Genomic DNA, 25,786 nt, shown 5'->3' with positions numbered 1-25,786 from the left:
TGCGTTTCCGACCCCGCCCCGACAGTGTGAACGTATCGCTCCCCTTGTTCAACAAGGGGAGCGATACGTTCACGCGATGTGACTGGGAGGGCTATTCGGACTTCTTCTTGCCCGACAGACCGCGCCACGCGAGGGATTCGAGTAGATCCGCTGCGGCATCCACTTCGATTTCCCCACCCGCGACCCGGTCCGCTACCGCCTCACCGGCGCCGACGAGCGCGATGGCGATGATCCCGTAATCGTGCGCGGCATCAGGATCCTTGGTGCTGGACTCGAGCAGATGCGCGGTCAACTCGATCAACCGATCACGGCTGGACTGCACGGTTCCCGCAAAAGCCTGCTGCCCGACGGCCTGACGGTAGAGCACCATCCACGACTTGCGGTTTGCGCCCACGAACCCGAGGAAGCCCTCGAGAGCGGCGCGCAATTGTTCACGCGGAGTCAGGTTCGGCGCGCCGGCCGGGGCGAGGGCCTCGAGGAAGCGGAGCCCTTCACGATGAATGCACGCCGCGAACAACTCTTCCTTCGAGCCGTAGTACAGGTACAGCATCGGCTTCGAGATCTCGGCCTTGGCTGCGATGGTGTCCATCGAAGTTTCGTGAAACCCCCTGTCGGAGAACACGTCCACAGCCGCGTCGAGCATCTGCTGCTCACGCACTGCGCGTGGCAGTCGCTTGGTACCGCCGGCCATGCTTCCTCCAACCACAGGGTAAATGTCGATCTTACTCTACGGTAAGATTGCGCGTCGAATCCTGACTTCGACTCAGCAGGTCACGGCACCTTTGGCAGCGGCAACTGTGACCACAGCCTGATCGACCCGCGTCTGCGGAAGCTCACCCGACGCGACGGCCTGCTCGAGATGATCGAGAACCCGCGGAACGTCGTCGGTGGTCAGCCACAATGCCTGATCGACTCCAGCCACCAGCGCAGCCTGAACCGCGTCGGCAATATCGTATCGGTCGGTGATCGCCTGCATTCCGCTGAGGTCGTCGGTGAATACCGGGCCGGTGAACGGCGCTGCGCCGTAACCCACTCCGTCGCGAAGCAACGCAACGGCTGCGGGGCTGATGCTGGCAGGGGTACCGGGCTCGGTCAGACCGGGAACCTCGAGGTGACCCATCATGACGCCGACTCCGGTTCCCGACAGCTCGCGGAAGGGAATCAGGTCCGACGCGATCAGATCCTGTAGCGGCGGCGTTGTCACCTCACCCCGGTGCGAGTCACCCGACGCGCTGCCGTGCCCCGGAAAGTGCTTGATCACCGGGAAGATTCCGGCGTCGCGCATCCCCTGCGCGTACGCACCGGCGTAGGCAACCACGGTCTGGGGGTCGTCGGAGTACGAGCGGTCCCCGATCACGGAGTCGTCGGGTTGGCTGCTGACGTCGACGTCGGGGGCGTAGTTGACGGTGATCCCGAGATCCTTCAAACCGCGTCCACGCTCGAGTGCCATCTGGTACGTCTGTTCCACTGTCATGGTCTGCGCCGTTTCCCTGGCCGACGGATCGGGCCCGAGGATGTCCGCGACGCGCGAAACCCGTCCACCTTCTTCGTCGATCGTCACCATCAACGGCAACTTCGACGCCGAAGCAACCTGCGGCACTTCACGATTGGTGAGCATCGACTGATCGGTCCAACTTCCGACGAAGATGCCGCCGATCTCCTCGTTCTGGACTATCGACAATGCGTCGTCGGTCCCGGTGACGCCGACGTTGAGCAGCTGGGCAAGTTTCTGACGCAGGGACAGCGAAGCCAGAAGGTCGCTACCGCACGATGCGGCGACGGGTGCGGAGCTCGATGCCGCAGGCGTCGACGTGATCTCGGTGCTGGTGCTGGTCGGGGCGCTCGAAACCGGATCAGCGGTCCCGTTCTCGCCCGAGCATCCCGCAACCAACCCTCCGCACAATGCAATGGTCGTTGCAGCCTTCAGAAACTTGATCCGCATACCTCGACCGTAACGGACCCGGTACCCATACACTCCCTCACGGGCACATCGGGACGGTAGCCTGGAAGAGAACCGATTCCCCCGCTGACGAGGAGGTCGTGATGCCACAAGGTCTGATGCTCATCGCGTACGACGGTTCCGACAACGCCAAGCGTGCAGTCGACTATGCGGGGCGTTTCCTCTCCGCCAATCGTGCTGTTCTCGTCACTGCCTGGGAGCCCATGGTTCGCCAGGCCGCTCGCATGTCCGGCCTGTCCGGGGTGATGCAACCAGAGTGGGTTCCCGACGACGACGTCGAGGACATCGCGTACACCGACGCCAAAGTCACCCTCGCCGAGGGCGTCGCACTGGCCGAGGCCGCAGGCCTGACCGTCGAAGGCAGAAGCGCCGAGTGCCGATCCGCGATCTGGTCTGCAATCTGCGAAACCGCAGACGAATTGGACGTCGACATCATCGTGACCGGCACCCGTGGCACCACGGGTTTGCGGTCGCTACTGCAGAGCAGCGTCGCGGATCATGTTCTGCGTCACAGTCATCGGCCGGTGTTGATCGTCCCTCCGGGGAAGTGACCTTCGCGCATTCCTGATCCGTGGCCGACTAGTGTCGAAAGCACCATGGACGGTTTTGTTCTCTCGCGCCCCGATCACAGCGTGGTCACCCGCGGCGTACGACGCAGCTTCGACAGCTCCGACGCGGCCACCAACGCTCTGTCGGCAGGTACGACAAAGCTGATCGTCGGAGCGCTCCCCTTCGACCCCGCTGCCGCAACGGCGTTGTACGAACCCGCCGAGGCGACGATCGCGTCGCGGCCGTGGCAACCGCGCGATCCCCAGGCCCTGCCCACGACCCGAGTTGACCGGGAGATCCCGTCGTCGTCGGAGCATCTTCGTCGAGTGGAAAAGTTGATCGGACGCCTCCGCAGTGGAGAGATCGACAAGGTTGTCGCGGCTCGCACTGTGGAACTTCGCACGCAGACCCCGATCTCCCCAACCGCGCTCGCCGCACGCATGGCGGCGCTCAATCCCGTCGCCAACACCTTTGCCGTCGACCTCTCTGCTGCGGGAGCCGAATTCGAGGGCCACAGCCTGGTCGGCGCGACGCCCGAAGTATTGGTCAGTCGACGCGGGCGCGTCGTGACGTGTCGCCCGTTGGCCGGGACCACCAAGCGATCCGCCGACGCCGATCAAGACCGCGAGGCAGGCGAAAGCCTTCTGCATTCGACGAAGAATCTGGCCGAGCACGCCTTCGTGACGTCGTGGATCCGCGAGGTCCTGCAACCGATGTGCAGTGATCTGTCGGTGCCGGCAACTCCCGAACTGACCAATACTCAAGAGGTCTGGCACTTGGCCAGCCCGATCCGCGGCACGCTGCGAAACGACACCACTGCGCTCGACCTCGCCATCGCGCTGCATCCGACGCCCGCGCTGTGCGGAACACCCACCGACGCGGCACTGAAAGTCATCCGCGAGACCGAGGAGCCGCGCCGTTTCTACGGCGGCGCCGTGGGATGGTGCGACGAGGCCGGTGACGGCGATTGGGTGGTTGCCATCCGCTGCGCCGAGATCGGTGCAGACGGCTTCACTGCCTGGGCCAGCGCGGGTGGCGGAATCGTCGCCGAATCGGATCCGCAGGACGAACTCGACGAGACGTCCACGAAACTGCGCACTCTGTTGACCGCGCTTGGCGCCGAAACCCTCGACTGACCAGCACGTCACGAGGGTAATCGTCCGGATTCTCGAGTGCGGGTGATACCTTGACCCGAGCAGTTCGTACGGGCCGGTAAGTCCGTCCGACCGCGAACGACCGACTAACGACCAATTGGGAGATCCGCGATGACGAAGTTCCTTGTCCCCGGTGTGGCCAGCGCTGTCATCGGTGCCGTTCTGGGTGCCGGCGTCATCTTCGGTGTCACGGCCGCCGCGTCGGACAACACTCGTCCCGAGATCGACCGCAGCGGAAACGCAGATTCTTCCGTGCTGAACCAGGTTGAGTACGGCAGCCGCTGAGAGCGCAGGCCTCGCGAGTTCCCGTTCTTCCGCCGACGCAGCGGTGTCTTCGGTAGACACCGCCCCGTCGGCAGAGCCCCTGTCGAAGCGGTGGCTGTTCGGCGCCTCCGTCGTAGCGTTTCTTCTCACTTTTCTGCAATCGCCGGGTCTGATCACCGCTGACACCAAGTACGACCTGACGCAGAATCCGTTCGGTTTTCTCGAACGCGCCTCGCATCAGTGGAGTAGTCAGGCCCCGCTCGGCCAGGTTCAAAACCAGGCCTACGGATATTTCTTTCCGCACGGGCCGTTCTTCGCGCTCGGCGAGTTGGCGAACGTTCCGCCGTGGGTCACCCAGCGCATCTGGTGGGCGCTGCTTCTGATCGCAGGTTTCTGGGGCATCATCCGAGTTGCCGAGGCTCTCGGCATCGGCAGCCGTAGTTCGCGCGTGATCGCAGCGGTTGCCTTTGTTCTTTCTCCCCGCGTGCTGACCACGCTCGGTTCGATTTCCTCGGAAACCCTTCCGATGATGTTGGCGCCGTGGGTGTTGTTGCCGGTGGTTTTGGCCTTCGGCCCTGTGCGTGGAAAAGGAGTCCCTGGACTCCCTGACCGCTCACGGGGGTTGAGGCGGTTGGCCGCACAATCCGCGCTTGCCGTCGCACTCATGGGTTCGATCAACGCCGTCGCCACCGCCGCGGCCTGCCTGGTCGCGATCATCTGGTGGCTCTCGCACAAACCCAACCGAACATGGCTGACGTTCACCGCGTGGTGGGCGCTGTTCGTCGCTCTCGGCACCCTCTGGTGGATCGTGCCGCTACTTCTGCTCGGCAAGATCAGCCCACCGTTTCTCGACTACATCGAGTCCGCCGGTGTCACCACTCAGTGGGCATCGCTCGCCGAGATACTTCGCGGCACGGACAGTTGGACCCCGTTCGTCTCCCCCGAACGCATTGCCGGCGCCGTCCTGGTCACCCAACCCGCAGCAGTCGTCGCCACCGGCCTGGTTGCCGCCGCCGGCCTCGCCGGGCTCTGCATGCGGTCCATGCCTGCTCGCGGCCGGCTGACGCTCATCCTGTTCGTCGGTATCACCGGCCTGGCCGCGGGTTACGTGGGTGAACTCAGCTCGCCGGTGTCGGAGTCGGTGCGCCTGTTCCTCGACTCGGCAGGCGCGCCGCTGCGCAACGTCCACAAGCTCGAGCCGTTGGTCCGTCTGCCGCTGGTGCTCGGACTCGCACACCTGCTGGCCAAAGTGCCACTGCCGGGATCGGTTCCACTCGCCCGATGGCGCCGCGCGTTCGCCCATCCCGAGCGCGAACCGATGGTCGCACTGACCAGCCTGATCCTCGTTGCCCTCACCCTCTCGACCGCCTTGGCCTGGACGGGAAAGCTCGCTCCCCGCGGTGCGTATCCGGACGTCCCCTCGTACTGGAACGAAGCAGCGCAGTGGCTCGAGGACAACACCTCCCCCGGATCGGAAGCCGAACGTGCCCTGGTCGTCCCGGGAGCGCCCTTCGGCAGCCAAGTCTGGGGTCTGACGCGTGACGAACCGCTTCAGGCGTTGGCGAGTACGCCGTGGGCAGTACGTGACTCGGTCCCGCTGACCCCTCCCGGCGCCATCCGAGCGCTCGATTCGGTGCAACGTCTCATCGCCGACGGACGTCCGTCGGACGGCCTCGCACAGACCTTGCTGGGGCAGGGCATCCACTACCTGGTGATGCGCAACGACCTCGACGGCGAAACGTCGCGCTCGGCCAGGCCGATACTCGTGCACCAGGCGGTCGAAGGCTCGCCGGGGATCAAGCGAGTCGCCCACTTCGGTGAAGACGACAGCCCCGAACCGATCGAAGGGCTGGTCGCGGACAGCGATCTGCGTCCCGGTTACCCAGCCATCGAGATCTTCGAGGTCACCCCGCCCGACGGCACCCCGGCGGTCAGCGGCCCGTACTCCGTCGACCTGAACCAGGTTCCGCGTGTACAAGGTGGGCCGGAATCGTCTGTGCGACTTCACGAAAGCGGGCTGGTTCCGGGGACCGGGCCGATGATTCTTGCCGCCGACGCCGAAGCTGCGGGACTGCCCGTCGATTCGGTCACCGTCACCGACACACCGCGCGATCGAGAAACCGATTTCGGTCAGGTCGACAACCACAGTTCCGCCCTGCGCACCCCCGACGACGCTCGTCGTACCTACAATCTGGTGCCCGACTACCCGGTTGCGAACACGCCTCTCGTGGAAGGCCGTTGGATCGGAGCTTCGATCACCGTCTCCAGCGCCGCCTCGGATGCCACCCAGCTGGGCGGCACTTCACCGTCGAGCAGTCCCGCGTCGACGGTCGACGGCGATCCCGCCACCGGCTGGTTCAGCAACGGCATCGAGCGCGCACTGGGCCAGTGGTTGCAGATCGACTTCGACACACCGATTTCCAGTGGGTTGCTTCATCTGACCACCAGTGCCGCGGCAATCGGAGCTCCCGTCAAATGGCTCGAGGTCTCGACACCGAACGGCAGCACAGCGGTGAAGGTGGAGCGTCCCGGTGAGCCCATCACCGTCTCGATCCCGGGCGGCACCACTCCGTGGGTACGCATCACAGCGACTCACACCGAAAACGGATCGCCTGGAACACAGTTCGGCATCAGCGAACTCTCCGTCGAAGACTTCTCCGATCGCAGCGCACCGAAGACCGTACCGATCCGTTTCGACACGGTCCTGCCGAATACGCCGACGGGCGCATCCGTGAACGCCTGGAATCTGAGCCAGGAGTTCCCCGGTCGCAACGCGTGCGCGGACTCGACCGACCGCGTGCGGTGCAGCAATGCATTCATGGCGATACCGGAAGAGCCGAGCCGCTTCCAGCGCACGCTCACGGTGCCCGAAAACACAGTCGTTACACCGACACTGACTGTCCGAGCGCGTCAGGGCAACGCCCTCGAAGATCTGCTTGCCGTCCCAGGCCGAATCACGGCTTCGGGTTCGAGCGACATCGGCGACACACGCGGATCTGCCTTCGCTGCCACCGACGGCGACGCACGCACCACGTGGTCGGCGCCGCAGAGCACCACAGAACCGGGCGGCCCGAAACCGACGCTGACTCTCAATCTTCCCGAGCCCACCCTGGTCACCGGCCTGGACATCACCCGGGGACTCGGCACCCTGCCGTCGCTGCCGACCAGCGTCGCGGTGAATCTCGGCAACGGGCCGCAGGTGCGAGAGCTGCCCGAACCCTCGGACGACACGCCTCGAACCAGTCGAATTACCCTCTCCCCCTTCGCCACCGACAAGATCGTCCTGAGCATCACCGATTGGGAACCGGTCCTCGATCAGACGGCGCTCGGCTTCGCCCAGGCGCAGCCCACCGGCCTCGCCGAGGTCGGCGTCATCGGTGCCGACGGAACCCCGATCGCCGGTTCGGGAGTGCAGGGCTCGGACTCATTCGACAACCGCACCGTCACCGTCACCTGTGGCGACGGCCCGACCATTTCGGTTGCCGGACAGCAATTCCCCACCTCGATCACGGCGACGGCGACGCAACTTCGGACCGGCGCACCCGTCGAGGCACGTGTGTGCGGTCTGGACGCTTCGGCGACTTTGCCGGCGGGACAGCCTGAAGTGGTCGTCGAACCAGGCCCCGCATTCTCGGTCGACAATCTCGACCTGGCGGCGGTCGGTCCTTCAGCCGCGCAGCGGAATACACCGCTCGAATCGACCGCGTGGACGGCGAATCACCGCGAACTCACCGTCACGAACTCGTCCGCCGATCAGCTGATCGTCAATCCCGAGAGCACCAGCATCGGTTGGATCGCCACGGCGCCGGACGGTTCCGAGCTGACGCCGGTGGTCGTGAACGGTTGGCAGCAGGGCTGGATCGTACCGGCAGGCACCGCGGGAACCGTCACCATCGACTTCCCCAGCGACCGTTGGTACCGCCTCGGCATATTCGGCGGGCTCGTGTTGCTGATCCCGCTGCTGTTCGCGGCACTTGTCCCTACGCGCCGAGAGCCCAAGTCCCTCACACCACCCCGTCCGTGGCGCAGCGTCGCGGCAGGATGGGTGGGCGTGCTCGCGGCGGCCACCGTCATCGGCGGCGGAGTGGGAGCGGCGATCGCAGTTGTGTGCTCGATCCTCGGACTTGCCGCGCTGCGAATCTTCGGCCCGGCGCGGACCGCACGCATTCTCGTCGGCACCGCCGGCGTGGCCGCGATGATCGGCATCACGCTGCTCTCGACCGGACCGTGGCGGGCACCGGGCGGCTACGTGGGCGACTCGTTCGCGATTCAGTTCTCGATGTTGGTGGCCTTGGTCGTGACTGGGTTGGCCGCGTTGCCCTTTGCCGGTTCACCGATGTGGCGACGCTTCTCCCAGCGCGTCACCGCGACGCGCGCCGGTTCCTCCACCAAGGCGTAACTGGCCGAGGCCACAGCGACGCTCAGGACGACCGTCAGGGCCAGGACGTAGAAGAAGCTGCCCGAGAACGGAACTATGCCGAACACGGGGAACACAGCGTTCAATACGGCCAGGTGCCAGATGAACAGGCCGTAGGACCAGCGTCCGATTGCCAGCGCCAGCGGGCTCGCCAGGAATCGATGCTGCGATTGATCGCGCAACACCAATGGCGCGATCAACGAAAAACTGATGATCGCGCCGAGTGCAATCTTGATCGCGTACTGCCACGGCTCCGGCCGCACCAGACCTTCGGGCCCGGCCAGATCGGTGCACGAGAGAACGAAGGCCACAAACGCAACAAAAGTCAGGAGCACCCGCCGGTGCGCGAGGCGATGCATCCACGTCGACGGGCCCACGGCCAACTCGGCCAGCACCATGCCTGCGCCGAACCACGGCAGGTAGCCCGGCAGCCAGTTGTCGTGGTGAATGGCGTCCGGAGTCGGGATCGGAATGAAAGCCCACGTCAGCGCCAACACCGACACCCCGAGCAGAAGCGGTAGCCGGAACCGGGCCGAGTTTCCGCGTAGTCGCACCATCAGATACGCGAACAGCGGCAGCAGAACATAGAACGCCACCTCGACCGACAGGCTCCACATCTGCGTGAGGCCCTCGGTGAGTGTCAACGGCACGAAGACCTGCGCCAACCCGAGATTCGCCAACCACACTTGGTAGCCCCCGCCGGCACCGGGCAGGAACAGCAGGATCAGGACCACTGCCACCCAGTACGCCGGCAGAATGCGCGTCGCGCGGGAGATCCAGTACCGGACGGTCGACTGCGGCTGCCCGATTCCGCGGGCCTTTGCCGCGTGGGGGCGCCACAGGAGAAATCCGGACAAGGCAAAGAACACCGCTACGGCGAGATCGAGTCGACCGAACGCGCGCCCGATCGCGCCGGACTGCGCTTCACCGGTTTGGAACGCGACATGGGTGACGAGGACACCGAGCGCCGCCAATCCACGCATACCGTCCAAAGCCGGAACGAAGCCCCGAGCCTGTGGCGGGACCGTCTGAGGGGAATTCGTGGAACTGATCATCACGGATAAGTGTGCACCCCAGGCCGATTGAGGGAAACCACCAGGGACTCACAACAAAATGCCTGGCCAATTCATGCCCTCATGCGACAAACCGGGCCGGTGGACTGTTAGTGTTCTGCCACACATGGTGTCCATCGGGGGCCCCATGCGATCTGCGCAGCTCATATTGTGCCGGTTGGGGAACCTCGAAAGACTTAACGGGTTAGGAGTCACAGCATGGCGGAACGCTCAGGGCCGAGCCGGATACTTCCTTGCATTCTGGTGGGCCTCGGTGCCTTCCTTTTGGCCATCGCCATCCTCATTCCTACCTACACGGTAGGCAAGCTGGAGAAGACGCCACTCGACCTCGAGGTGACCACTGTCGCCACAGGCACCGGTAGCGTCCTCAACTCGGCGGCCCTCCTCGGCGGAAAGGCACAGGTCGACACCAACGTGCCGATCGTCGCTCAGCGCTACGTCACCACGCAGGACCCGTCCGACGCCGACATCATCACCGTCGAAGCCGGCCAGACCGTCCGTCGTACCGACAAGCAGGGTGACACCGGACTGCTGACCGCAACCCTGGACCGCGTCACGCTCGATCGCGTCAGCTCGATGCCGACCAACGATCCGGTCGGAACCGTCCAGACGTCCAGCGACCAGCCCGCCGAAGAAGTTTCCCGCGACGGTCTGCAGTACAAGTTCCCGTTCAACACGGAACAGAAGAGCTACCCCTACTTCGACCTGAACGCTCGCGCCACGAAGGACATCGACTTCGTCGAAGAGACCGAGATCAACGGTCTGAAGGTGTACCACTTCCAGCAGACGATCGATCCCGTCGACCTGTCGAAGGTCGTCAACTCCCCCACCAACAAGCTGAGCCTGCCCGCCGACACCTGGGGCGTTCCCGGTGGCGCTACTCCGATCACGATGACGCGTTGGTACACCAACGTCCGTGACCTGTGGGTCGAGCCCAAGACCGGCGTCGTCGTCAAGGGCCAGGAGCAGTTGCACCAGTACTACGGACGCAACAAGGACTCGGTCGACGTCGAGGTTCTCAAGGTCACGCTGCCCTTCGACGAAGCAACCATCGAGTACCAGGTCCAGCAGGCACGTGACGGCATGGACAAGCTCTCGCTGTTCGGCCGCACAGTCCCGATCGTGGCAGGTGTGCTCGGCGTCATCGCGCTGATCGCCGGTATCTTCCTCGGCATTCGCGGCGGCAAGGGCGGAACTCCGGCCCGCGCTGCACACGGCGGAACGAACCAGAATCCCAGCGGCCAGGGCTCGCCCGAGCCGGCTCCGGGTGAGCACGACTGGACCTCGGACGACACTCAGGTGATTCCGCGTCCGGATCTGCGCAAGGACTGATTCAGACAGTAAGCAGAGCGCCCCTTCCACACGGAAGGGGCGCTCTGCTGCGTTTCGGGGCTTTGTTGCCGGATCGGCGTACGGATTGGCGCAACGGGTCGTTCCCTCCGCGTGGTTGCGGGCTTAGCGTTTTCTGGAAGTCCAGACCACCCCGAACACGAGGAGCCACATGCCCGCATCAACAGTTCTGGGTTCGCACATCTGTGTCAGCGATCTGACGCGACGGAGATTTGTTGTCGGCACGGCTGCATTCTCCGGGCTGTTCGCCGCCGGTTGCGCGAGGTCCGCCGGTACCGAGGGCGATTCGGCCGGGATGCGCACGGTCACGACCTCGCTCGGAACCTACGACATTCCGGTCACCCCGAAGCGCGTCGTCGCCATCGACTCCAGACTCGACCTCGAACCAGCCGTCGCGATGGGCCTGCCGGTCATCGCGTACAGCTTCGACGCCGCCGAGCCGTGGGTTCCGGCCGATCCCACGGCACAGGTGTTCGAGGCACCGGTCAACGTCGAGGCAATTCTCGCGCTGGAACCGGACCTGATCATCTGCACCGACATCGGTGAGGCCTCCGACATGTGGCCGCTACAGCAGTTGAGCCAGACAGCGCCTGTGCTTCCGATGGACTTCACGCGTCCGTGGCGCGAGAACATCGATCAGCTGGCGAGTTGGCTGAATCGCACCGAGAACCCCGACGTCCGTCAGGTCATCGGAGCGTACGAGGACAAGGCAGCCGGATTGAAGGAACGCCACGCCCCGAGCTTGGCGAGCAAGCAGATCGTGCTGCTGAACTACGTGAATCAGAAGGTCAACGGCGTCAACCGCAAGGGCATCTCCACACAGGTGGCCGAAGACCTCGGCGTCCAGCTCCAGTGGCCGGTCGAGGGACAGAAGGAGATCTCTACCGAAAACCTCGTGACTGCCCTCGACTCGGCCGACGGAATGATCGTCACCACCGCGCCCGGCGTGGATCCCGTCACCGACGACCGCGCGATGTGGAACCGTATCCGCGCAGTACAAGGCGACAACGTCGTCTACACGGGCGGGAACATCAACTACGGATCCGTCTACACCGCGATGCGTACGCTCGACTACTTCGACGATTTGTTCACGCGTCTGGAGAACTGACGTCGCTGTGAGGTGCCGGCCGGGCGCGGTCGGCACTTCGCACTGCGGCGACGGACACCGCCAAGGCCGTCGTCGACGCAACCACCACGGCGACGCCAATCAACTCTCCCGGCGTCTTCGCCCACACCAGCATGACCGTCGCCTCCACAACCAGTCCTGCCCACGCCAGAAGGGCCACTCGCGTGCGTTCTGACGCGATTGCGGACAGCAAGGCACCCTGGAGTACCGCTAGCGCTGCACCGTGCAGGGCGAAGGCCCACAGCATCGGAGCCACGGCGGCGTACGCGTCGCCCACGAGCATCGGCACCAGCGGGCCGGCAACCGCCGCCCCCAGAACCAACACGGCGCCGATACCGACGAGCACCGCCAACGCCGAGCGAACCGCTTGCGCCGAGTGCGCCGGATTCGCCATCTTCGGGTACAGCACGACGCCCACTGCCTGTGGCAGCCAGAACGCCACCTTCGTCGCGACGGCGCCGAGTGCGTAGACACCGGCGTCGTACTCACTGAGGACGACGCGGACGATCAGCAGGTCCAGCGAAGACAACGCGATCAGCGCGAGCTGAACCTGAGACGCCGCGAGCACGGAGACGACGCCGATACGCACCGGCCGGTCCTCGCTCACCGTGACGGTTCGGTCGACCACTCGAACTATCGCCACCAGCAACGCAGTTCCGGCCGCGCCCGCGACCAATGCCGCGCCTGCTCCGCCGCCGAAAGCCAGAACGATCACTGCCGGAAGGACTTTCATCACCCCGGCCCCGGCCAGTACGGCGCTGAGAGTGCCGAATCGACCGTGTCCTTGCAACAACCCCTGCTCCGTGGCCAGCAGAACCAACATGGGCGCAGTCACCAATGCCGAGAACGACGCCACGATTCCGGTGTCGAGCAGCCACGCCATCGCCGGAGTGAGCGCCACCGCGAGGACGGCGACGATCGCGGTGCATCGATACCCCAACGACCGCAACGCATCTGTGCTCTTGCCACGCACCGCCTCGCGAGCGACCACCGTCTGCAACGCCAAAGCCGGAACCGCAAGTACCAACTGGGCGGCAAGCAGACTCGCGAACTCTCCGTAGCCGACCGGACCCAACCATCGGCTGGCCAACCATGCCAACAGGTACGACGCGACATTGGCCGTCATCGATCCCACCAAAACCATGCCGACCCCGGCCGCGGCGGCGCGATCGAGTGGTTGGCGAGGCATGGCAGTAATGATGCACCACGTATCGTGCGCGTCATGACAGTGCAAGCCGGATACCGCCGTTACCTGCCTGCGGCGTACAGCCTGGCGCTGGCACTGTTGATCCTCGGACCGCTGCTCGGCCCCGGCTACCTCCTGCTGCGCGACGCCGTCAGCACGCCGCGCTCGTACTTGACCGACTCCGCCCTCGGACTCACCGACGCCGCAGCCCGCGCCGTTCCCCAGGACGCGCTGATCGCAGCGTTGAGCACCGTGATCGACGGCGGACTGGTGGTCAAGTTCATCCTGCTCGTGGCGCTCTGGCTCGCCGGTTGGGGTGCGGCGCGCATGGTCGCCGTCCTGCTGCCGACGGCCGGTCTCGGTCCACAACTGGTCGCGTCGACGGTGATGCTCTGGAACCCCTACGTGGCCGAGCGCCTGTTACAAGGACATTGGAGCCTGCTGACCGGTTATGCCGCACTGCCGTGGATCGTGTGTGCCGGAATCGGAGTTCGCCGAGCCACGCCCGGGTCCTGGTGGGCGTTGGCCGCGTCACTGGCATTCGCGGGTCTGACACCTACCGGCGCTCTGCTCGCTCTGACGGCCGCGCTGGTGGTGGTAGCCACCCCAGGAGGCCGAACCTCGGCCATGCGGCGTGTCTGCGGCACTATCGGGCTGTTCCTCGTCGCCGCCTCGCCGTGGTTGGTCGCCACCTTCGTATCCGGAGCAGCAGGCGACGGTTCCGATCCGGCGGGAGTCGCCGCCTTTGCCGCCCGAGCAGAACCGGGACTCGCGACGCTGGGCAGCCTCGCCGGTCTCGGCGGTATCTGGAACTCGGCAGCGGTACCGTCCACGCGCACAACACTCTTCGCATTGGTGGGAACAGTTCTTCTGCTTGTCGTGGTGTTCGCCGGTATGCCCGCTCTGTGGCGCCGACGCCGGAATCCTGTTGTCAGTGGACTCGGACTGCTGGCCCTGTTCGCGGTGCTGGCTCCGACCATGAGCGCTACCCCGTGGGGTCTCGACGCCGGCCGATGGTCGGTCGAGGTGTTCACCGGCGCCGGTCTACTGCGTGACGCGCAGAAGTGGGTCGCGCTGGCCGTCCCGTTCTACGCACTTGCTGCGGCCGCCGCGGTGATGTGGGCAGGCAATCGGTTCTCCCTCCCCCGCCCGGCATTCTCGGTTGCCGCCGTCGTGGTGACGATCGTGGCACTGCCGGATCTGGTGTGGGGTGTCGGCGGCGCGTTGAAGCCCGTGCACTACCCCGGGTCCTGGACCGTGGTGACCGAGCAACTGCGAGACGAAACCGGTGACGTTGCAGTGCTTCCCGCCGGAATGTTCCGCGCGTTCCCCTACAGCGGTGATGCGCCGGTACTCGACCCTGCACCACGCTTCCTGCCCCTCGACGTTCTGCAGACCGGCCAACTGGTGGTTGCCGGTGGTGCTGTCGGCGGCGAGGGGACTCGGGCAACTCGGGTCGAGGACCTACTGCTGGCCGGCGGAAGTCCTACGCAGTTGGCCGATCTCGGAGTCGGATGGGTACTGATCGAGCGCGGGACACCAGGTCAACTCGGCAACTCGGCAACCACGCTCGACGGCTTGGAACAGGTCTTCGCCGACGACGATCTCGCGCTATTCCGAGTACCGGGAGACATTGCCGCGCAGGAAGCCTCGACCGGTGCCCGAACTGCCGTCCTAGTTGCGCATCTCGCGTGGATACTGATGGGTGCGATCGCGCTGATCTCAGTCGGACTGAACCAGAACCGAATTCGACTCGCGTGGCGCGGCCAGTCCTGAGACCCACCGACCGTCCTTGTGCGCGGTCAGCACCTCGAGCACTCCGGTGCCGGTCTGCTCCCAGGAGAACTCACCGGACCACACCCGAGCTTTCTCACCGAGCACCATGCGAAGTTCGTGGTCGCGGAGCAGAGTGCCGGCAGCCTGCGTCAGATCGGCGATGTCGCCGTCGCCTGCGTGCTCACCGCCGACCAACAGCCCGGTCACTCCGTCGACGATCGAATCGGTCAAGCCCTTGGAACTGCGGTAACCGATCGTCGGAACACCGTGCTGCGCAGCCTCGATGACCGCCAGGCCCCACCCTTCCTTCCGCGAAGGCATGAGGTGAATCCACGACTGCGCAAGGAGTTCATGTTTACGAGCCTCGTCGACGTGACCGTAGAACGAGACGGCGTCACCGATTCCCAACTCGGCGGCGCGATCTCGCAGGTTCTGCTCCCACCAACCACCACCGATGACGTCGAGATGGATGCCCGGAAGCGTCGGACGCAGGGCTGCGACGGCCTCGAGTGCGTCCTCGATCTGCTTGTGCGGCACCAGTCGTGAGAGTACCGAGATGGTGGGGCGCTCGGCCCTGGTGATCGATCCACCCGCGTCGACGCCGACGGGGAGCCGATCGGCACCGTTGCGCACCACGGCAATTCGTTCGCGCTCGACACCGAGGTCCACCAATTCTTCGGCCGAAGGAAGCGACACCGTCAGATACTGACTACGTCGATGGGTGCGCGGTGACAATCGCGATTCGACCCACCAGCCGATCCGGCCGACGAGCTTGCCTGCCACCGGCCATTGTTCACGATGGCAGTGATGGACCAGAAGCGTGACCGGCGCACCCGCCACGGTCTTCGAGAAGAAGGGGATGCCGTTCTGGGTGTCGATCACCGCGTCGGGGCGGATGCCCTTGAGCGATCCGAAACCCAGACGTCCGGCGGCAATGGCGGCCAGAGCGCGGGGGTACACGCTGAAACGTCCACCGGCCCGGCTGATCGTGATGCCGTCTCGAACCTCCGACGCGGGCGCCCCGGGATACGACGCCGTCCGCAGCGTCACCTTGATACCGCGCTCGGCCAACTGGGATCCGACCTGCTCGAGGTAACGCTCGCTTCCACCGCCCTGGGGATGCCCGGTATCGCGCCAGCAGAGCAACAGAACCTCGCGCACGTGCGTTACTCCCTGAGTTGGTCGGTGGCCACCCCGGTTCGGGCGATCCTGCGGGATGCCCCGCCTGACCGGCCGGTAACCCTGCCGAACACCCTAACTGTTCGAGCGTCCGTATTGCCGCGCTCCTGACGGTGTTCGTGGACCGGGTGCCCCAGTGGCTAAAGTTGCTACCCGTGACCAAGCCCGCAGTGACCCGCATTTTCGGCCGACGGGCAACCCTGAAACGCTCGTTCGGCCTGCTCAGCGACTTCCGCCACGAGCAGTCCGCGCCCGACATCTTCTACGGCGCGCTCGCGCGCGACTCCGTCGAATTGATCTCGGACCTGCACGAAGGTCACACCGGGCGCTCCCTCGACGGTCTCACCGTCCTCGACGTGGGCGGCGGTCCGGGCTATTTCGCGGAGGTCTTCCAGGCCGCAGGTGCCCGCTACATTCCCGTCGAACCCGATCCGTCGGAGATGCACGCAGCAGGTCTGACGGTGGGCGGCGCGGTGCGTGGATCCGGTTTGGCACTGCCGTTCCTGGACTCGTCCGTGGACATCTGCTTCTCCTCCAACGTGGCCGAACACGTCAGCGAGCCCTGGCTGATGGCCGAGGAAATGCTGCGCGTGACCAAGCCCGGCGGCTTGATGGTTCTCTCGTACACCCTGTGGTGGGGTCCGTTCGGCGGCCACGAAACCGGACCGTGGCACGCGCTGGGTGGCGAGTACGCAGCCAAGCGGTACCTACGCAAGACCGGACGCGAACCGAAGAACAGATTCGGGGTGTCGTTGTTCAAAGTCGGCGCCACGGACGGCTTACGCTGGGCCCGTGGAACCAGCCAGGGCACGTTGCTCGCCGCGATCCCGCGCTACCACCCGTCGTGGGCGTGGTGGATGGTCCGAGTCCCCGGTCTGCGGGAGTTCCTGGTGAGCAACCTCGTCGTGGTTCTCGAAAAGCGATAGCGACATGCGCCTCGCAGTCGACATCGGTGGTACCAAGATGGCTGCCGGGGTCGTGTCCGAGGACGGCCGCGTTCCCGTGTTCGACAGCGTTCCGACGCCGCAGACCGACCCGTGGGGATCCTGTGCGGCGCTGCTCGAACGAGTCGCAGACGGCCGAGAGGTCGACGGTGTCGGCATCGCGTGCGCCGGGCCGGTGGACACCGTCGCCGGCGTCGTCGCTCCCATCAACATCACCGAGTGGGCACAGGGATTCGAGCTCGTAGCGGGCGTCCGCAGCCTCTTTCCCGATGCCGGAACCGCCCTCGCAATGGACGGAGCCGCAGCGGCATTGGCGGAGTTCCACCACGGCGCCGGACGCGGAACCCCGAACCTCCTGAACCTGGTCGTCTCGACGGGAATCGGCGGAGGAATCGTTCTCGGCGGTGAGATTGCTCGGGGTCGCACGGGGAACGCCGGTCACATCGGCCACCTCGTCGTTCCAGGATCTGCCGAACCGTGCAGCTGCGGGGGCGTCGGCTGCCTCGAGACGGTGGCAAGTGGACCGTCCGCGGTGCGATGGGCTCGTAGCCAGGGCTGGTCGGGGAACACCGGCCGTGAACTAGCCGAGGGTGCACGCAGCGGCGACGCGATCGCCGTGGACGCGCTTCACCGTGCAGGCACGGCGCTCGGTGGTGCCATCGCCTCGGCGGCTGCCCTCCTGGACGTGGACCTCGCGGTGATCGGCGGCGGTTTCGCCCAGTCGGGTACACCGCTGTGGGAACCGATGCTCGACGCGGCTGCCCGACATGCCCGTTTGTCGTTCGTCGCCGGGCTCCGGATCGTTCCCGCCGAGCTGGGTGGCGCCGGAACTCTGACCGGTGCGGGCTTGCTCGCGCTCACCGCCGTTATCTGACACGCGTTCTTCCCCGATAAATCCGCAGGGAGTCCCACTAAACGGGTGCCACCTGTTCCCAATTTCTGTAACGTGTTTTAGTGTTCTGACTCACACCGTTACGGGCATTGCACGTGACGCCTACGGGAAGGAGGTGACCGTGAGCCCAGACGCTTCCTCATCTGACGTTGCCTCGACTGCTTCTTCGACCGATGAAACCGAGCATCACGCCCAGGTCGCCCGACCAAGCGATTCCCTCCGCGACACCGAAGACCTCCGTGAGCGCCTGGAACGGTGGATGGCCGGCAAGGTGCCGAGCGGATCCACTGTGACCGTCGCCGACGTCACCTTGCCCGCAGCCAACGGCATGTCCAGCGAAACCATCCTCTTCGACGCCACCTGGGACGGCGAACATCATCCCTTGGTCGCTCGGGTGGCGCCGACGGAATCGACCATGCCGGTCTTTCCTGCCTACGACCTCGAATCCCAGTTCCGCACCATGGCTCAGGTGCGCGAGCACTCGGCAGTGCCCGTACCCGCGGTGTACTGGTCAGAATCCGACCCGGACGCGTTGGGTGCGCCGTTCTTCGTGATGGAACGCATCTCCGGCGACGTGCCACCGGACGTCATGCCGTACAACTTCGGATCGTGGGTCACCGAAGCGTCACCCGAGCAGCGAAAGACCCTGCAGCGCAGCTCGGTCGACGTCCTGGCTCAGTTGCATGCCATCGACAAACCTGGTGAGCGTTTCGACTTCCTCCGACTCCCGAATTCGGGAACGACTGCACGAGAAGCATTCACGGCGCACATCGCCGAGCAGCGCGCGTACTACGAGTGGGTGGTCTCCGACGGGATCAGATCACCGCTCATCGAACGTGCCCTCGACTGGATCGAGGAGAACAATCCCGCGGACGATTCGCCGGCAGTGCTCTGTTGGGGCGACTCGCGCATCGGCAACGTCATGTACCAGGACTTCGCGCCGGTAGCCGTACTGGACTGGGAAATGGCAACTCTCGGCCCGCGGGAGATGGATCTGGGCTGGATGGCATTCCTGCACAGGTTCTTCGAGGACATCGCCGGACTGGCGAACCTACCCGGTCTTCCCGACTTCCTTCGACTGCCGGATCTCGCGCAGACCTACGCCGAGATCACCGGCCACACCCCACACGATCTGGAGTTCTACGTTACCTATGCCGCACTGCGTCAGGCGGTCATCATGTGGCGAATCCAGGCTCGCGCCATAGCTTTCGGCCAGTCACAGCGACCCGAAGACCCCGACGACATGATCATGCACCGCGCTTCGCTCGCCGCGATGCTCGACGGTACCTACTGGGAGAGGTTGGCCTGACATGCTCTCACCGATGGACGACTATCCCGTTCACCAGATCGCCGAACCGATCCGTCACGTAGCCACCTCGGATCGAAACTTCTACGACCGCTACTACTTCAACTGCTACCCCACCGAATCCCCCGACGTGTTCCTCATCGTCGGACTCGGCCAGTACCCCAACCTCGGCGTCATGGACGCCTTCGCGGTACTGCGCCGCGGTGACGACCACATCGTTGCTCGAATGTCGAAGGCTCTGGGCGCCGACCGCACCGACACCACCGTCGGGCCTTTGCGCATCGAAGTGCTCGAAGGGCTGCAGAAGCTCCGCGTCGTCCTCGAACCGGGCAGCGAATACGATCTCTCCTTCGACATCACCTTCGATGCCACCATCCCCGCGGCGCTCGAGCCCAAGCACTTTCGCCGTCAACTCGAACGAGTCACGTTCGACACCTCACGCTTCCTGCAGACCGGCACGTGGACCGGATCGCTCACCGTCGACGGGGAGGACTTCGCGATCGACCCGAAGACGTGGCGAGGTAACCGCGACCGCTCGTGGGGTGTGCGTCCGGTCGGTGAAGCCGAACCGCAAGGCAGACGCGCCGTCGACGGAATCCAGAACTTCTTCTGGATCTACGCGGTCATGCAGTTCGACGAGTTCACGATCTCGGTGATCATGCAGGAAGACGAGCAAGGCAGGCGCATCGTCGAAGAAGCCATGCGAGTGTGGCCGGACGAAGCCAGGGACAACGAATGGCTCGGCCGACCCGAACACGAACTGACGTTCTGCCCCGACACCCGCGACGTCACCGGAGCGACCATCACCTTCCACCGGCCAGGCGGTGAAGTCCTGACCGTCGCCTGCGAACTGCTGCTGGCCAACTACATCGGAATCGGCACCGGCTACGGGCTCGAACAGGACTGGCGTCACGGAATGTGGCAGGGCGAACTCGTCGTACAAGGGCTCCGCCACAAGGTCCACGAGATCGAACCGTTCCAACGCATGTTCTCCCCCGTCGACAACCTCGCGTCCTTCACGCTCACCGAAGGCACGAACACCAACACCGGCACCGGTCTTTTCGAGGTAGCCGCCATCGGACCGCACGAGAAATACGGATTCACCAGTTTCACCGACACCGCACAGGCAGACGACGCGTATGCCCTCGCGGCGACCGACAACACCGAGGAATGAATTGATGACTGACTACGACAAGCTCTACATCGGTGGAGCATGGGTGGCCCCGGCCACCGACCAGGTACTCGAAGTGTTCTCTCCCGCAACGGAGGAGCGCGTCGGCAGCTGTCCCATCGCAGCACCGGCAGACATCGACGCGGCCGTGTCCGCAGCCCGCGCGGCGTTCGAGGGACCGTGGTCACGCACCACCCCCGCCGAGCGCGGCGCGATCCTCGCCAAGGCCGCCAAGCTGATCGAAGAGCGCAGCGCGGAGATCAACCAGCTCATCTCCAACGAGATGGGCCAGCCGCCCGCCATGGTCGGCATGATGCAGCAGACCCCGTCGATGGCGACGCTGGGCTACTACGCCGAGCTGGCCGACAAGTTCGCGTGGGAAGAGAAGCGCACCGGCGCATTCGGGCAGACCAAGGTGACCCGTGAGCCCGTCGGCGTCGTCGCCGCCGTGCTGGCCTGGAACGTCCCGCTGTTCCTGGCGATCAACAAGCTGGCCCCCGCACTGCTCGCCGGCTGCACCGTACTGCTCAAGCCCGCACCCGAATCCCCTCTCTCCGTCCACGTGATCGCCGAGATCTTCACCGAGGCAGGTGTTCCCGAAGGCGTCATCTCCGTGCTCCCCGGCGGAGCCGAGACCGGCGAATATCTGGTCTCTCATGCGGGCATCGACAAGATCACGTTCACCGGATCCAGTGCCGTCGGCCGCAAGATCGGTGCCATCGCCGCACAGAACCTCAAGCGCTGCTCCCTCGAACTGGGTGGCAAGTCCGCCGCGATCATCCTCGAGGACGCCGACATCGCCGCCGGAATGCCGATGCTCGTCATGTCCGGCCTGATGAACACCGGTCAGGCCTGTGTCGCTCAGACCCGAATCCTCGCTCCCCGTTCGCGTTACGACGAGGTCATCGAGGGAATGAAGACCGCCGCAGGCTTCATGACCGTCGGCGATCCGTCCGATCCCGCAGCACAACTCGGCCCGCTGATCTCCGAGAAGCAGCGCGAGCGCGTCGAGGGTTACATCGCCAAGGGTAAGGAAGAAGGCGCGCGCGTCGTACTCGGTGGTGGACGCCCCGCCGGCCTGGACAAGGGCTGGTACGTCGAGCCGACCATCTTCGCCGACGTGGACAACTCGATGACCATCGCACGCGAGGAGATCTTCGGACCCGTTCTCTCGGTGATTCCGTACGACTCCGAGGACGAGGCCATCAAGATCGCCAACGATTCGGATTACGGCCTCGCCGGATCGGTGTGGACCACCGACATCGATCACGGACTCGAAGTTGCTGCGCAGATCCGCACGGGTACCTACGCGATCAACTGGTACGCCTTCGATCCCGGATCGCCGTTCGGTGGTTACAAGAACTCCGGTATCGGGCGCGAGAACGGACCTGAGGGCCTCGAAGCCTTCTGCGAGACCAAGTCCGTACTCATGCCGCCCGGCTACGTGGGCTGACCCACCCGGGAGTTGGCACCCTTTGCTGACAGTTGGCACCCGTTCCGACCTGCCGGAACGGGTGCCAGCCCCATGAAATGGGTGCCAACTCCCAGCGAATCCACAGATCCACCCGGTACCGTCGAAAACGAATCAGTCATCTCACAAAGGACATTCATATGCTCACCAACGCCATCAACGCTTTCCTCGCACTCTGGGGCAGCGCCTCCGTCGGCAGCAGTGGATACCAGATCCCGCCGGGAACCCTTCCCTTCGGTTCCTGAGACAAGACAACAGAACCCGCTGAGCGCACTTCGCGCTCAGCGGGTTCTCTGTTTCGCCGACCTATATCTACCGGTCCAGAACGTGATCCACCAATTGATTCTCCTGACCTGCGACCAATGCTTCAGCGTCACCGGCGTCCACATGACCGAACCAGGTGCCACCGGGGTTCGCGATCACCAACGGGCCCAGGTTGCACGGGCTCAGACAACCGGTTCCGGTCACCTTTGCCGAAGTGCCTTTGGCCGCCGCACTCATGGCCCGGTGAAGCGGTCCTGCTCCGTACGCCATACAGCGAGGGCCCTTGCACACCAACAGATGCCTATCGTGCTGCTCGATCACGGACCAAGCCGGACTGCGATACGACGCCGGACTCGCGGTGATCGGCTTTCCCGCCGAGTCGAGTTCGTCGATCAACTGCGCGGCCACCGCACCTTCGAGCGTTTCCGATTCGTGGAGCGTCACTTCCAGTTCGGCGTCGATTCGGGTTTCGCGCCAGTTCGCAACCGCCTTGCTTGTCCACGTGAGCAGGTACCGATCCCTCGGCACCGCAACTGGAATCAACACGACCTTGTCGACGTCATCGACATGGGCTCGATCGAGTTCCTCGTGAAGGCTCGGCGAGGAGACATCGAGGTACGCAACGCGAACGTCGGCGTCGGTGCCCGCCTGAACAGCGTCGAACATCCGTCGCGCGGCCGACTCGTCGAGGCCGCTGACGGTCGGCCGTAAGACGACAATCACCCGACGCGAGCACCGGTTGTTGCTCATGCCGACGGCGCGGTTGTCCAGTCGATGCTGCTCGACGGAGCCAGCCCGAACTCTTCGATCTTCGCGCGCAGCTGTTCCGCGCCGTAGATATTGGGGAACCCACTGGTGAACATGGCGAGCGGGAGTACGACGAATCGGTTCTGCTTGACGGCGTCGAGGTCGCGTAGTCCTTCTCGGCTCTTGATCGCGTCGATCTTGCCCTGTACTTCGTCGGCACTCTTCTTGTAGTCCATGATCACGATGACGTCGGGTTCGGACTTCGCGACGGTCTCCCAGCTCGCCTTGAACCAGGTGTTGTCGACGTCGGCGAACACATTGGTTCCCCCGGCCGCGTCGATGATTCCGTTGGGGGCTCCGTTGCCTCCACTGGTGTACAGATCTTCCTCACCGCTGTCGTAGATCAAAACCTTCGGCTTGTCGGCGGCATCTGGCGCCGACTCCAGACGCGCCAAACGCGAATCCAATTCGGTCAATGCCTCGGCGGCGGTTTCCTCGGTTCCGAACAGCTTTCCGTAATTGGTCACGTCCGCACGAAGGGCATCCCACGGACCCATCGTGCCGAGCGCGGAATCCGCTGCGGCACTCTGCCGACAACTATCGGAGATCACATATGCATCGATGTTGTTGCTCTGCAGCGATTCCGGCGTCACACCGGAGGCTCCCTTGAACAAGCCACTGTAGGAGCCGACCACCAGGTCCGCCTGCTTACCCAGAATCGTCTCCATCGTGATCGTTCCGTCCAGGTGTGGGACATCCGCAATTCCAGGGCCGAACATCGACTCCATGACCGCGTCGTTGTTCGTGTTCAACACGACTGCCGCGAGACGATCCAAACCGCCGACTCGGAGAATGGTGCCGATATTGGCCGCATTGCTTGTCGCAACGACGTTCTCGATCGGAAGCTGGAAAGTGCTTTCGGTCCCGCAGTTCTCCAATGTCACCGAAGTCTTGTCTGCAGCTTCGTCCACCGGTGCAGTTGCCGAGCAGCCGGCAACTGTCAACAACGCTGTCGCGGCTACAACCGCACCGAACGACGCGCGGGTCTTGACATGTATCAAAGTGCACTCTCCGAAAATGATTGTTGTAGTTGAGAATTTCGTGATTCGAATACGAGGTGTGAACGGCCTGTCGCGGGGTTCACGAGCTCGAAAGTCTCGACGCCGAAGACAGTTGCCACCACCGAGGTGGTGAGTACGTCGGATGGATGTCCGAACGCCCTGGCCACTCCATCCGCGAGCACGAGCACCCGATCGCACACTGCCGCAGCCAAATCGAGGTCGTGCAGTGCCATGATCACCGTCCGGTCCAACGACCGGACCAGATCGAGCAGTTCGAGTTGATGCCGGATGTCGAGATGATTGGTCGGCTCGTCGAGGATGAGCACACCGGCGTCCTGCGCGCGACCTCGGGCGAGAAACACCCGCCGGCGCTCACCGCCGGAAAGCGTGTCCATCGAAGAGAACCGGTGCTCGATCATTCCGACCTCGCCCAGAGCACGATCGACGACGGCATTCTCGTGCTTTCCACCGACGCTCCAGGGCTTTGCATGTGGCGTGCGGCCCAGACTCACGTACTCGTGAACCAACAAATCGGCGGGACTCTGCTCTTCCTGCGCCACAAAGGAAATGGCTTTGGCCCTCGACCGCGCGGACATCGCGTGCACGGAGTCGCCGCCGACACGAATGTCACCGCCGGCGATCGGCCCGAGACCCGCGAGAGCACGCAAGAACGTCGACTTGCCCGATCCGTTCGGACCGACGACGCCGACTACTGCACCGGCGTCGGCCGCGATGTCGACGCCTTTGACGATGGTTCGACGGTCGATGCGGACAACTACTCCGGACGCGGTCAGCGCCAGGGCTCGGGCGCTCACGAACTGCCACCGAATCGGTAGCGCCGACGGCCGAGAAGCAGGAGAAACAGCGGGGCCCCGATCACCCCGGTCACCACGCTCAGCGGGATCTCGGTCGGCCGCAACGAGGTCCGCGCCACGACGTCGACCCACACCAGGAAGGACGCGCCGATCAGTGCTGCCGCCGGTAACACCACTCGATGTCTGGCTCCGACGAGCATGCGTGTGACGTGCGGTATGACCAAGCCTACGAAGGCAATCGCGCCGGACACTGCAACCATCGTGCCGACCAACGCTGCCAGCACGCCGAACAGCACGTTTCGCAGGGTTCGGACGGGAATACCGAGCGAAGCCGCGACGTCCGGTCCGGCCGCCAGCGCATCCAGCCAACCGTGCAGGGCGAACACCGCTGCCGTCAGCAGGAACACAACGATGACCGGCGCCCACAACTTGTCCCAGGATGCCCCGGCCAAACTTCCCAGGAGCCAGAACAATACGGACTGCGCGGCCTGGGAATCATTGGTACGCAGCACCAGAAAACTCGCGATCGCCGACAGGGCGGATGCGGTAACGGTGCCGGTCAGAACCAATCGCAGTGGAGTGATACCGCCTTGCAGCGTCGCGATGGTGAAGACGAGAATCGCAGCTCCCAACGCCCCGATCATCGCGCCGAAACTGAGCGCCCACACTCCCGCTCCGGCGAACAGTCCGGTGGTGATGACGGCGGTGGCACCGACACTCGCGCCGGACGACACTCCCAGCAGGTGGGGATCGGCAAGAGCGTTACGGACGAGGGTTTGCACCACCGCGCCGGCGACGGCAAGACCAGCGCCGACGGCCAGACCGAGCAGTACCCGAGGTGCTCTGATCCCCCACACGATCGCAAGTTCGGAACGCGTGACGGGTGGGCCTCCGAAGCGCGAGTGCACCACGTCCACCACAGTGGACACGGGGAGCATCTCGGATCCGAACGCCAACGCGCACACAGCAGAGAGCACGGTGACGACCAGCAGAGCGGGCAGCACGATACCCGGACTGAGCCGTCCTCGAGGCGCACCAGCCTTCGGCGAAGGCAGGTGGGTAGGTGGAGACAGAGCTCCGC

General features: G+C 64.7%; 20 protein-coding genes and 1 pseudogene. 12 read left to right on the top strand and 9 right to left on the bottom strand.

From position 1 onward, the window contains the following. Positions 1-91 precede the first annotated feature (91 nt). Entirely contained in the window at positions 92-691 is a 600-nt protein-coding gene (locus tag ATN38_RS29380) for a TetR/AcrR family transcriptional regulator (protein ID WP_003945885.1), read from the bottom strand. A gap of 72 nt (positions 692-763) precedes the next feature. Then, positions 764-1,942, bottom strand: a complete 1,179-nt coding sequence (locus ATN38_RS29375; RefSeq protein WP_058039141.1) for a glycoside hydrolase family 3 N-terminal domain-containing protein — start codon at positions 1,940-1,942, stop codon at positions 764-766. 101 nt (positions 1,943-2,043) lie between these two features. On the opposite strand from ATN38_RS29375, the gene ATN38_RS29370 reads away from it, so the two are divergent. The 4 genes from ATN38_RS29370 to ATN38_RS33135 all read left to right on the top strand — a co-directional run bounded on the left by ATN38_RS29370 (position 2,044) and on the right by ATN38_RS33135 (position 8,326). After that, complete coding sequence (locus ATN38_RS29370) at positions 2,044-2,511, top strand: universal stress protein (RefSeq protein ID WP_003945900.1); 468 nt, start codon at positions 2,044-2,046, stop codon at positions 2,509-2,511. Between the two features lie 45 nt (positions 2,512-2,556). After that, entirely contained in the window at positions 2,557-3,645 is a 1,089-nt protein-coding gene (locus ATN38_RS29365; RefSeq protein ID WP_070162165.1) for an isochorismate synthase MenF, read from the top strand. 129 nt (positions 3,646-3,774) lie between these two features. Continuing rightward, positions 3,775-3,948 (top strand): DUF2613 domain-containing protein, encoded by a 174-nt coding sequence (locus ATN38_RS29360; protein ID WP_003945488.1) that lies wholly within the window; start codon positions 3,775-3,777, stop codon positions 3,946-3,948. A 43-nt stretch (positions 3,949-3,991) separates the two neighbouring features. Further along, positions 3,992-8,326, top strand: a complete 4,335-nt coding sequence (locus ATN38_RS33135; protein ID WP_218749215.1) for an alpha-(1->3)-arabinofuranosyltransferase — start codon at positions 3,992-3,994, stop codon at positions 8,324-8,326. Positions 8,327-8,349: 23 nt separating this feature from the next. On the opposite strand, the pseudogene ATN38_RS29350 reads toward ATN38_RS33135, so the two are convergent. Then, positions 8,350-9,399, bottom strand: a pseudogene (locus tag ATN38_RS29350) (acyltransferase family protein); the annotation flags it as partial. A 216-nt stretch (positions 9,400-9,615) separates the two neighbouring features. Between ATN38_RS29350 and ATN38_RS29345 the strand changes: the two are divergent. After that, positions 9,616-10,749, top strand: coding sequence for a DUF3068 domain-containing protein (locus ATN38_RS29345; RefSeq protein ID WP_007734539.1), 1,134 nt, complete (start codon positions 9,616-9,618; stop codon positions 10,747-10,749). Positions 10,750-10,918: 169 nt separating this feature from the next. Beyond that, complete coding sequence (locus ATN38_RS29340) at positions 10,919-11,875, top strand: ABC transporter substrate-binding protein (protein ID WP_218749213.1); 957 nt, start codon at positions 10,919-10,921, stop codon at positions 11,873-11,875. Here the strand turns inward: ATN38_RS29340 and ATN38_RS29335 are convergent. Further along, positions 11,856-13,082 carry a lipopolysaccharide biosynthesis protein gene (locus ATN38_RS29335; protein ID WP_064688524.1) on the bottom strand — a complete coding sequence of 409 codons (1,227 nt, stop codon included), beginning with the start codon at positions 13,080-13,082 and terminating at the stop codon, positions 11,856-11,858. The genes ATN38_RS29340 and ATN38_RS29335 overlap by 20 nt on opposite strands. A gap of 33 nt (positions 13,083-13,115) precedes the next feature. On the opposite strand from ATN38_RS29335, the gene ATN38_RS29330 reads away from it, so the two are divergent. Next, positions 13,116-14,855 (top strand): hypothetical protein, encoded by a 1,740-nt coding sequence (locus ATN38_RS29330; RefSeq protein ID WP_218749211.1) that lies wholly within the window; start codon positions 13,116-13,118, stop codon positions 14,853-14,855. Here the strand turns inward: ATN38_RS29330 and ATN38_RS29325 are convergent. Continuing rightward, positions 14,802-16,016, bottom strand: a complete 1,215-nt coding sequence (locus ATN38_RS29325) for a glycosyltransferase family 4 protein (protein WP_218749209.1) — start codon at positions 16,014-16,016, stop codon at positions 14,802-14,804. The genes ATN38_RS29330 and ATN38_RS29325 overlap by 54 nt on opposite strands. Before the next feature lie 173 nt (positions 16,017-16,189). Here ATN38_RS29325 and ATN38_RS29320 point away from each other — a divergent pair, with 173 nt between their 5' ends. The 5 genes from ATN38_RS29320 to ATN38_RS29300 all read left to right on the top strand — a co-directional run bounded on the left by ATN38_RS29320 (position 16,190) and on the right by ATN38_RS29300 (position 21,800). Continuing rightward, complete coding sequence (locus ATN38_RS29320) at positions 16,190-16,960, top strand: bifunctional 2-polyprenyl-6-hydroxyphenol methylase/3-demethylubiquinol 3-O-methyltransferase UbiG (protein WP_003945692.1); 771 nt, start codon at positions 16,190-16,192, stop codon at positions 16,958-16,960. A gap of 4 nt (positions 16,961-16,964) precedes the next feature. Next, positions 16,965-17,852, top strand: coding sequence for an ROK family protein (locus tag ATN38_RS29315; RefSeq protein ID WP_218749207.1), 888 nt, complete (start codon positions 16,965-16,967; stop codon positions 17,850-17,852). A gap of 139 nt (positions 17,853-17,991) precedes the next feature. Then, positions 17,992-19,179, top strand: coding sequence for a phosphotransferase family protein (locus tag ATN38_RS29310; RefSeq protein WP_007734522.1), 1,188 nt, complete (start codon positions 17,992-17,994; stop codon positions 19,177-19,179). 1 nt (position 19,180) lies between these two features. After that, on the top strand, positions 19,181-20,350 hold the full coding sequence (locus tag ATN38_RS29305) for a hypothetical protein (protein WP_042452600.1): 1,170 nt from the start codon (positions 19,181-19,183) through the stop codon (positions 20,348-20,350). 4 nt (positions 20,351-20,354) lie between these two features. After that, positions 20,355-21,800, top strand: coding sequence for an aldehyde dehydrogenase (locus ATN38_RS29300; RefSeq protein WP_003945530.1), 1,446 nt, complete (start codon positions 20,355-20,357; stop codon positions 21,798-21,800). Between the two features lie 330 nt (positions 21,801-22,130). Here ATN38_RS29300 and ATN38_RS29295 read toward each other — a convergent pair whose 3' ends face one another. From ATN38_RS29295 to ATN38_RS29280, 4 genes are read right to left on the bottom strand one after another with little or no spacing between them, the layout of a single operon-like run. Further along, complete coding sequence (locus ATN38_RS29295; RefSeq protein WP_218749205.1) at positions 22,131-22,832, bottom strand: (2Fe-2S) ferredoxin domain-containing protein; 702 nt, start codon at positions 22,830-22,832, stop codon at positions 22,131-22,133. Then, positions 22,829-23,890 (bottom strand): ABC transporter substrate-binding protein, encoded by a 1,062-nt coding sequence (locus ATN38_RS29290; protein ID WP_218749204.1) that lies wholly within the window; start codon positions 23,888-23,890, stop codon positions 22,829-22,831. Before ATN38_RS29290 ends, ATN38_RS29295 begins: the two co-directional genes overlap by 4 nt. Next, positions 23,887-24,705: an ABC transporter ATP-binding protein gene (locus ATN38_RS29285; RefSeq protein WP_218749202.1), complete on the bottom strand. Its 819-nt coding sequence runs from the start codon at positions 24,703-24,705 to the stop codon at positions 23,887-23,889. The genes ATN38_RS29290 and ATN38_RS29285 overlap by 4 nt, the downstream gene beginning before the upstream one ends. Continuing rightward, positions 24,702-25,709, bottom strand: coding sequence for an iron ABC transporter permease (locus ATN38_RS29280; RefSeq protein WP_047269567.1), 1,008 nt, complete (start codon positions 25,707-25,709; stop codon positions 24,702-24,704). Before ATN38_RS29280 ends, ATN38_RS29285 begins: the two co-directional genes overlap by 4 nt. Between the last annotated feature and the right edge of the window lie 77 nt (positions 25,710-25,786).

Origin of the sequence: Rhodococcus sp. FH8 (assembly GCF_019266085.1) — a bacterium.
Lineage (GTDB): Bacteria > Actinomycetota > Actinomycetes > Mycobacteriales > Mycobacteriaceae > Rhodococcus_F > Rhodococcus_F qingshengii.
This window is presented reverse-complemented; position numbering and strand designations above follow the sequence as displayed.

What these genes read in the sequence shown, in the direction of transcription:
- ATN38_RS29365 (WP_070162165.1), top strand. Translation starts at nt 2,557, where the DNA reads ATGGACGGTTTTGTTCTCTCGCGCCCCGATCACAGCGTGGTCACCCGC.
- ATN38_RS29300 (WP_003945530.1), top strand. Translation starts at nt 20,355, where the DNA reads ATGACTGACTACGACAAGCTCTACATCGGTGGAGCATGGGTGGCCCCG.
- ATN38_RS29330 (WP_218749211.1), top strand. Translation starts at nt 13,116, where the DNA reads ATGACAGTGCAAGCCGGATACCGCCGTTACCTGCCTGCGGCGTACAGC.
- ATN38_RS29315 (WP_218749207.1), top strand. Translation starts at nt 16,965, where the DNA reads ATGCGCCTCGCAGTCGACATCGGTGGTACCAAGATGGCTGCCGGGGTC.
- ATN38_RS29295 (WP_218749205.1), bottom strand. Translation starts at nt 22,832, where the DNA reads ATGAGCAACAACCGGTGCTCGCGTCGGGTGATTGTCGTCTTACGGCCG.
- ATN38_RS29375 (WP_058039141.1), bottom strand. Translation starts at nt 1,942, where the DNA reads ATGCGGATCAAGTTTCTGAAGGCTGCAACGACCATTGCATTGTGCGGA.
- ATN38_RS29345 (WP_007734539.1), top strand. Translation starts at nt 9,616, where the DNA reads ATGGCGGAACGCTCAGGGCCGAGCCGGATACTTCCTTGCATTCTGGTG.
- ATN38_RS29360 (WP_003945488.1), top strand. Translation starts at nt 3,775, where the DNA reads ATGACGAAGTTCCTTGTCCCCGGTGTGGCCAGCGCTGTCATCGGTGCC.
- ATN38_RS29340 (WP_218749213.1), top strand. Translation starts at nt 10,919, where the DNA reads ATGCCCGCATCAACAGTTCTGGGTTCGCACATCTGTGTCAGCGATCTG.
- ATN38_RS29305 (WP_042452600.1), top strand. Translation starts at nt 19,181, where the DNA reads ATGCTCTCACCGATGGACGACTATCCCGTTCACCAGATCGCCGAACCG.
- ATN38_RS29370 (WP_003945900.1), top strand. Translation starts at nt 2,044, where the DNA reads ATGCCACAAGGTCTGATGCTCATCGCGTACGACGGTTCCGACAACGCC.
- ATN38_RS29335 (WP_064688524.1), bottom strand. Translation starts at nt 13,082, where the DNA reads ATGCCTCGCCAACCACTCGATCGCGCCGCCGCGGCCGGGGTCGGCATG.
- ATN38_RS29380 (WP_003945885.1), bottom strand. Translation starts at nt 691, where the DNA reads ATGGCCGGCGGTACCAAGCGACTGCCACGCGCAGTGCGTGAGCAGCAG.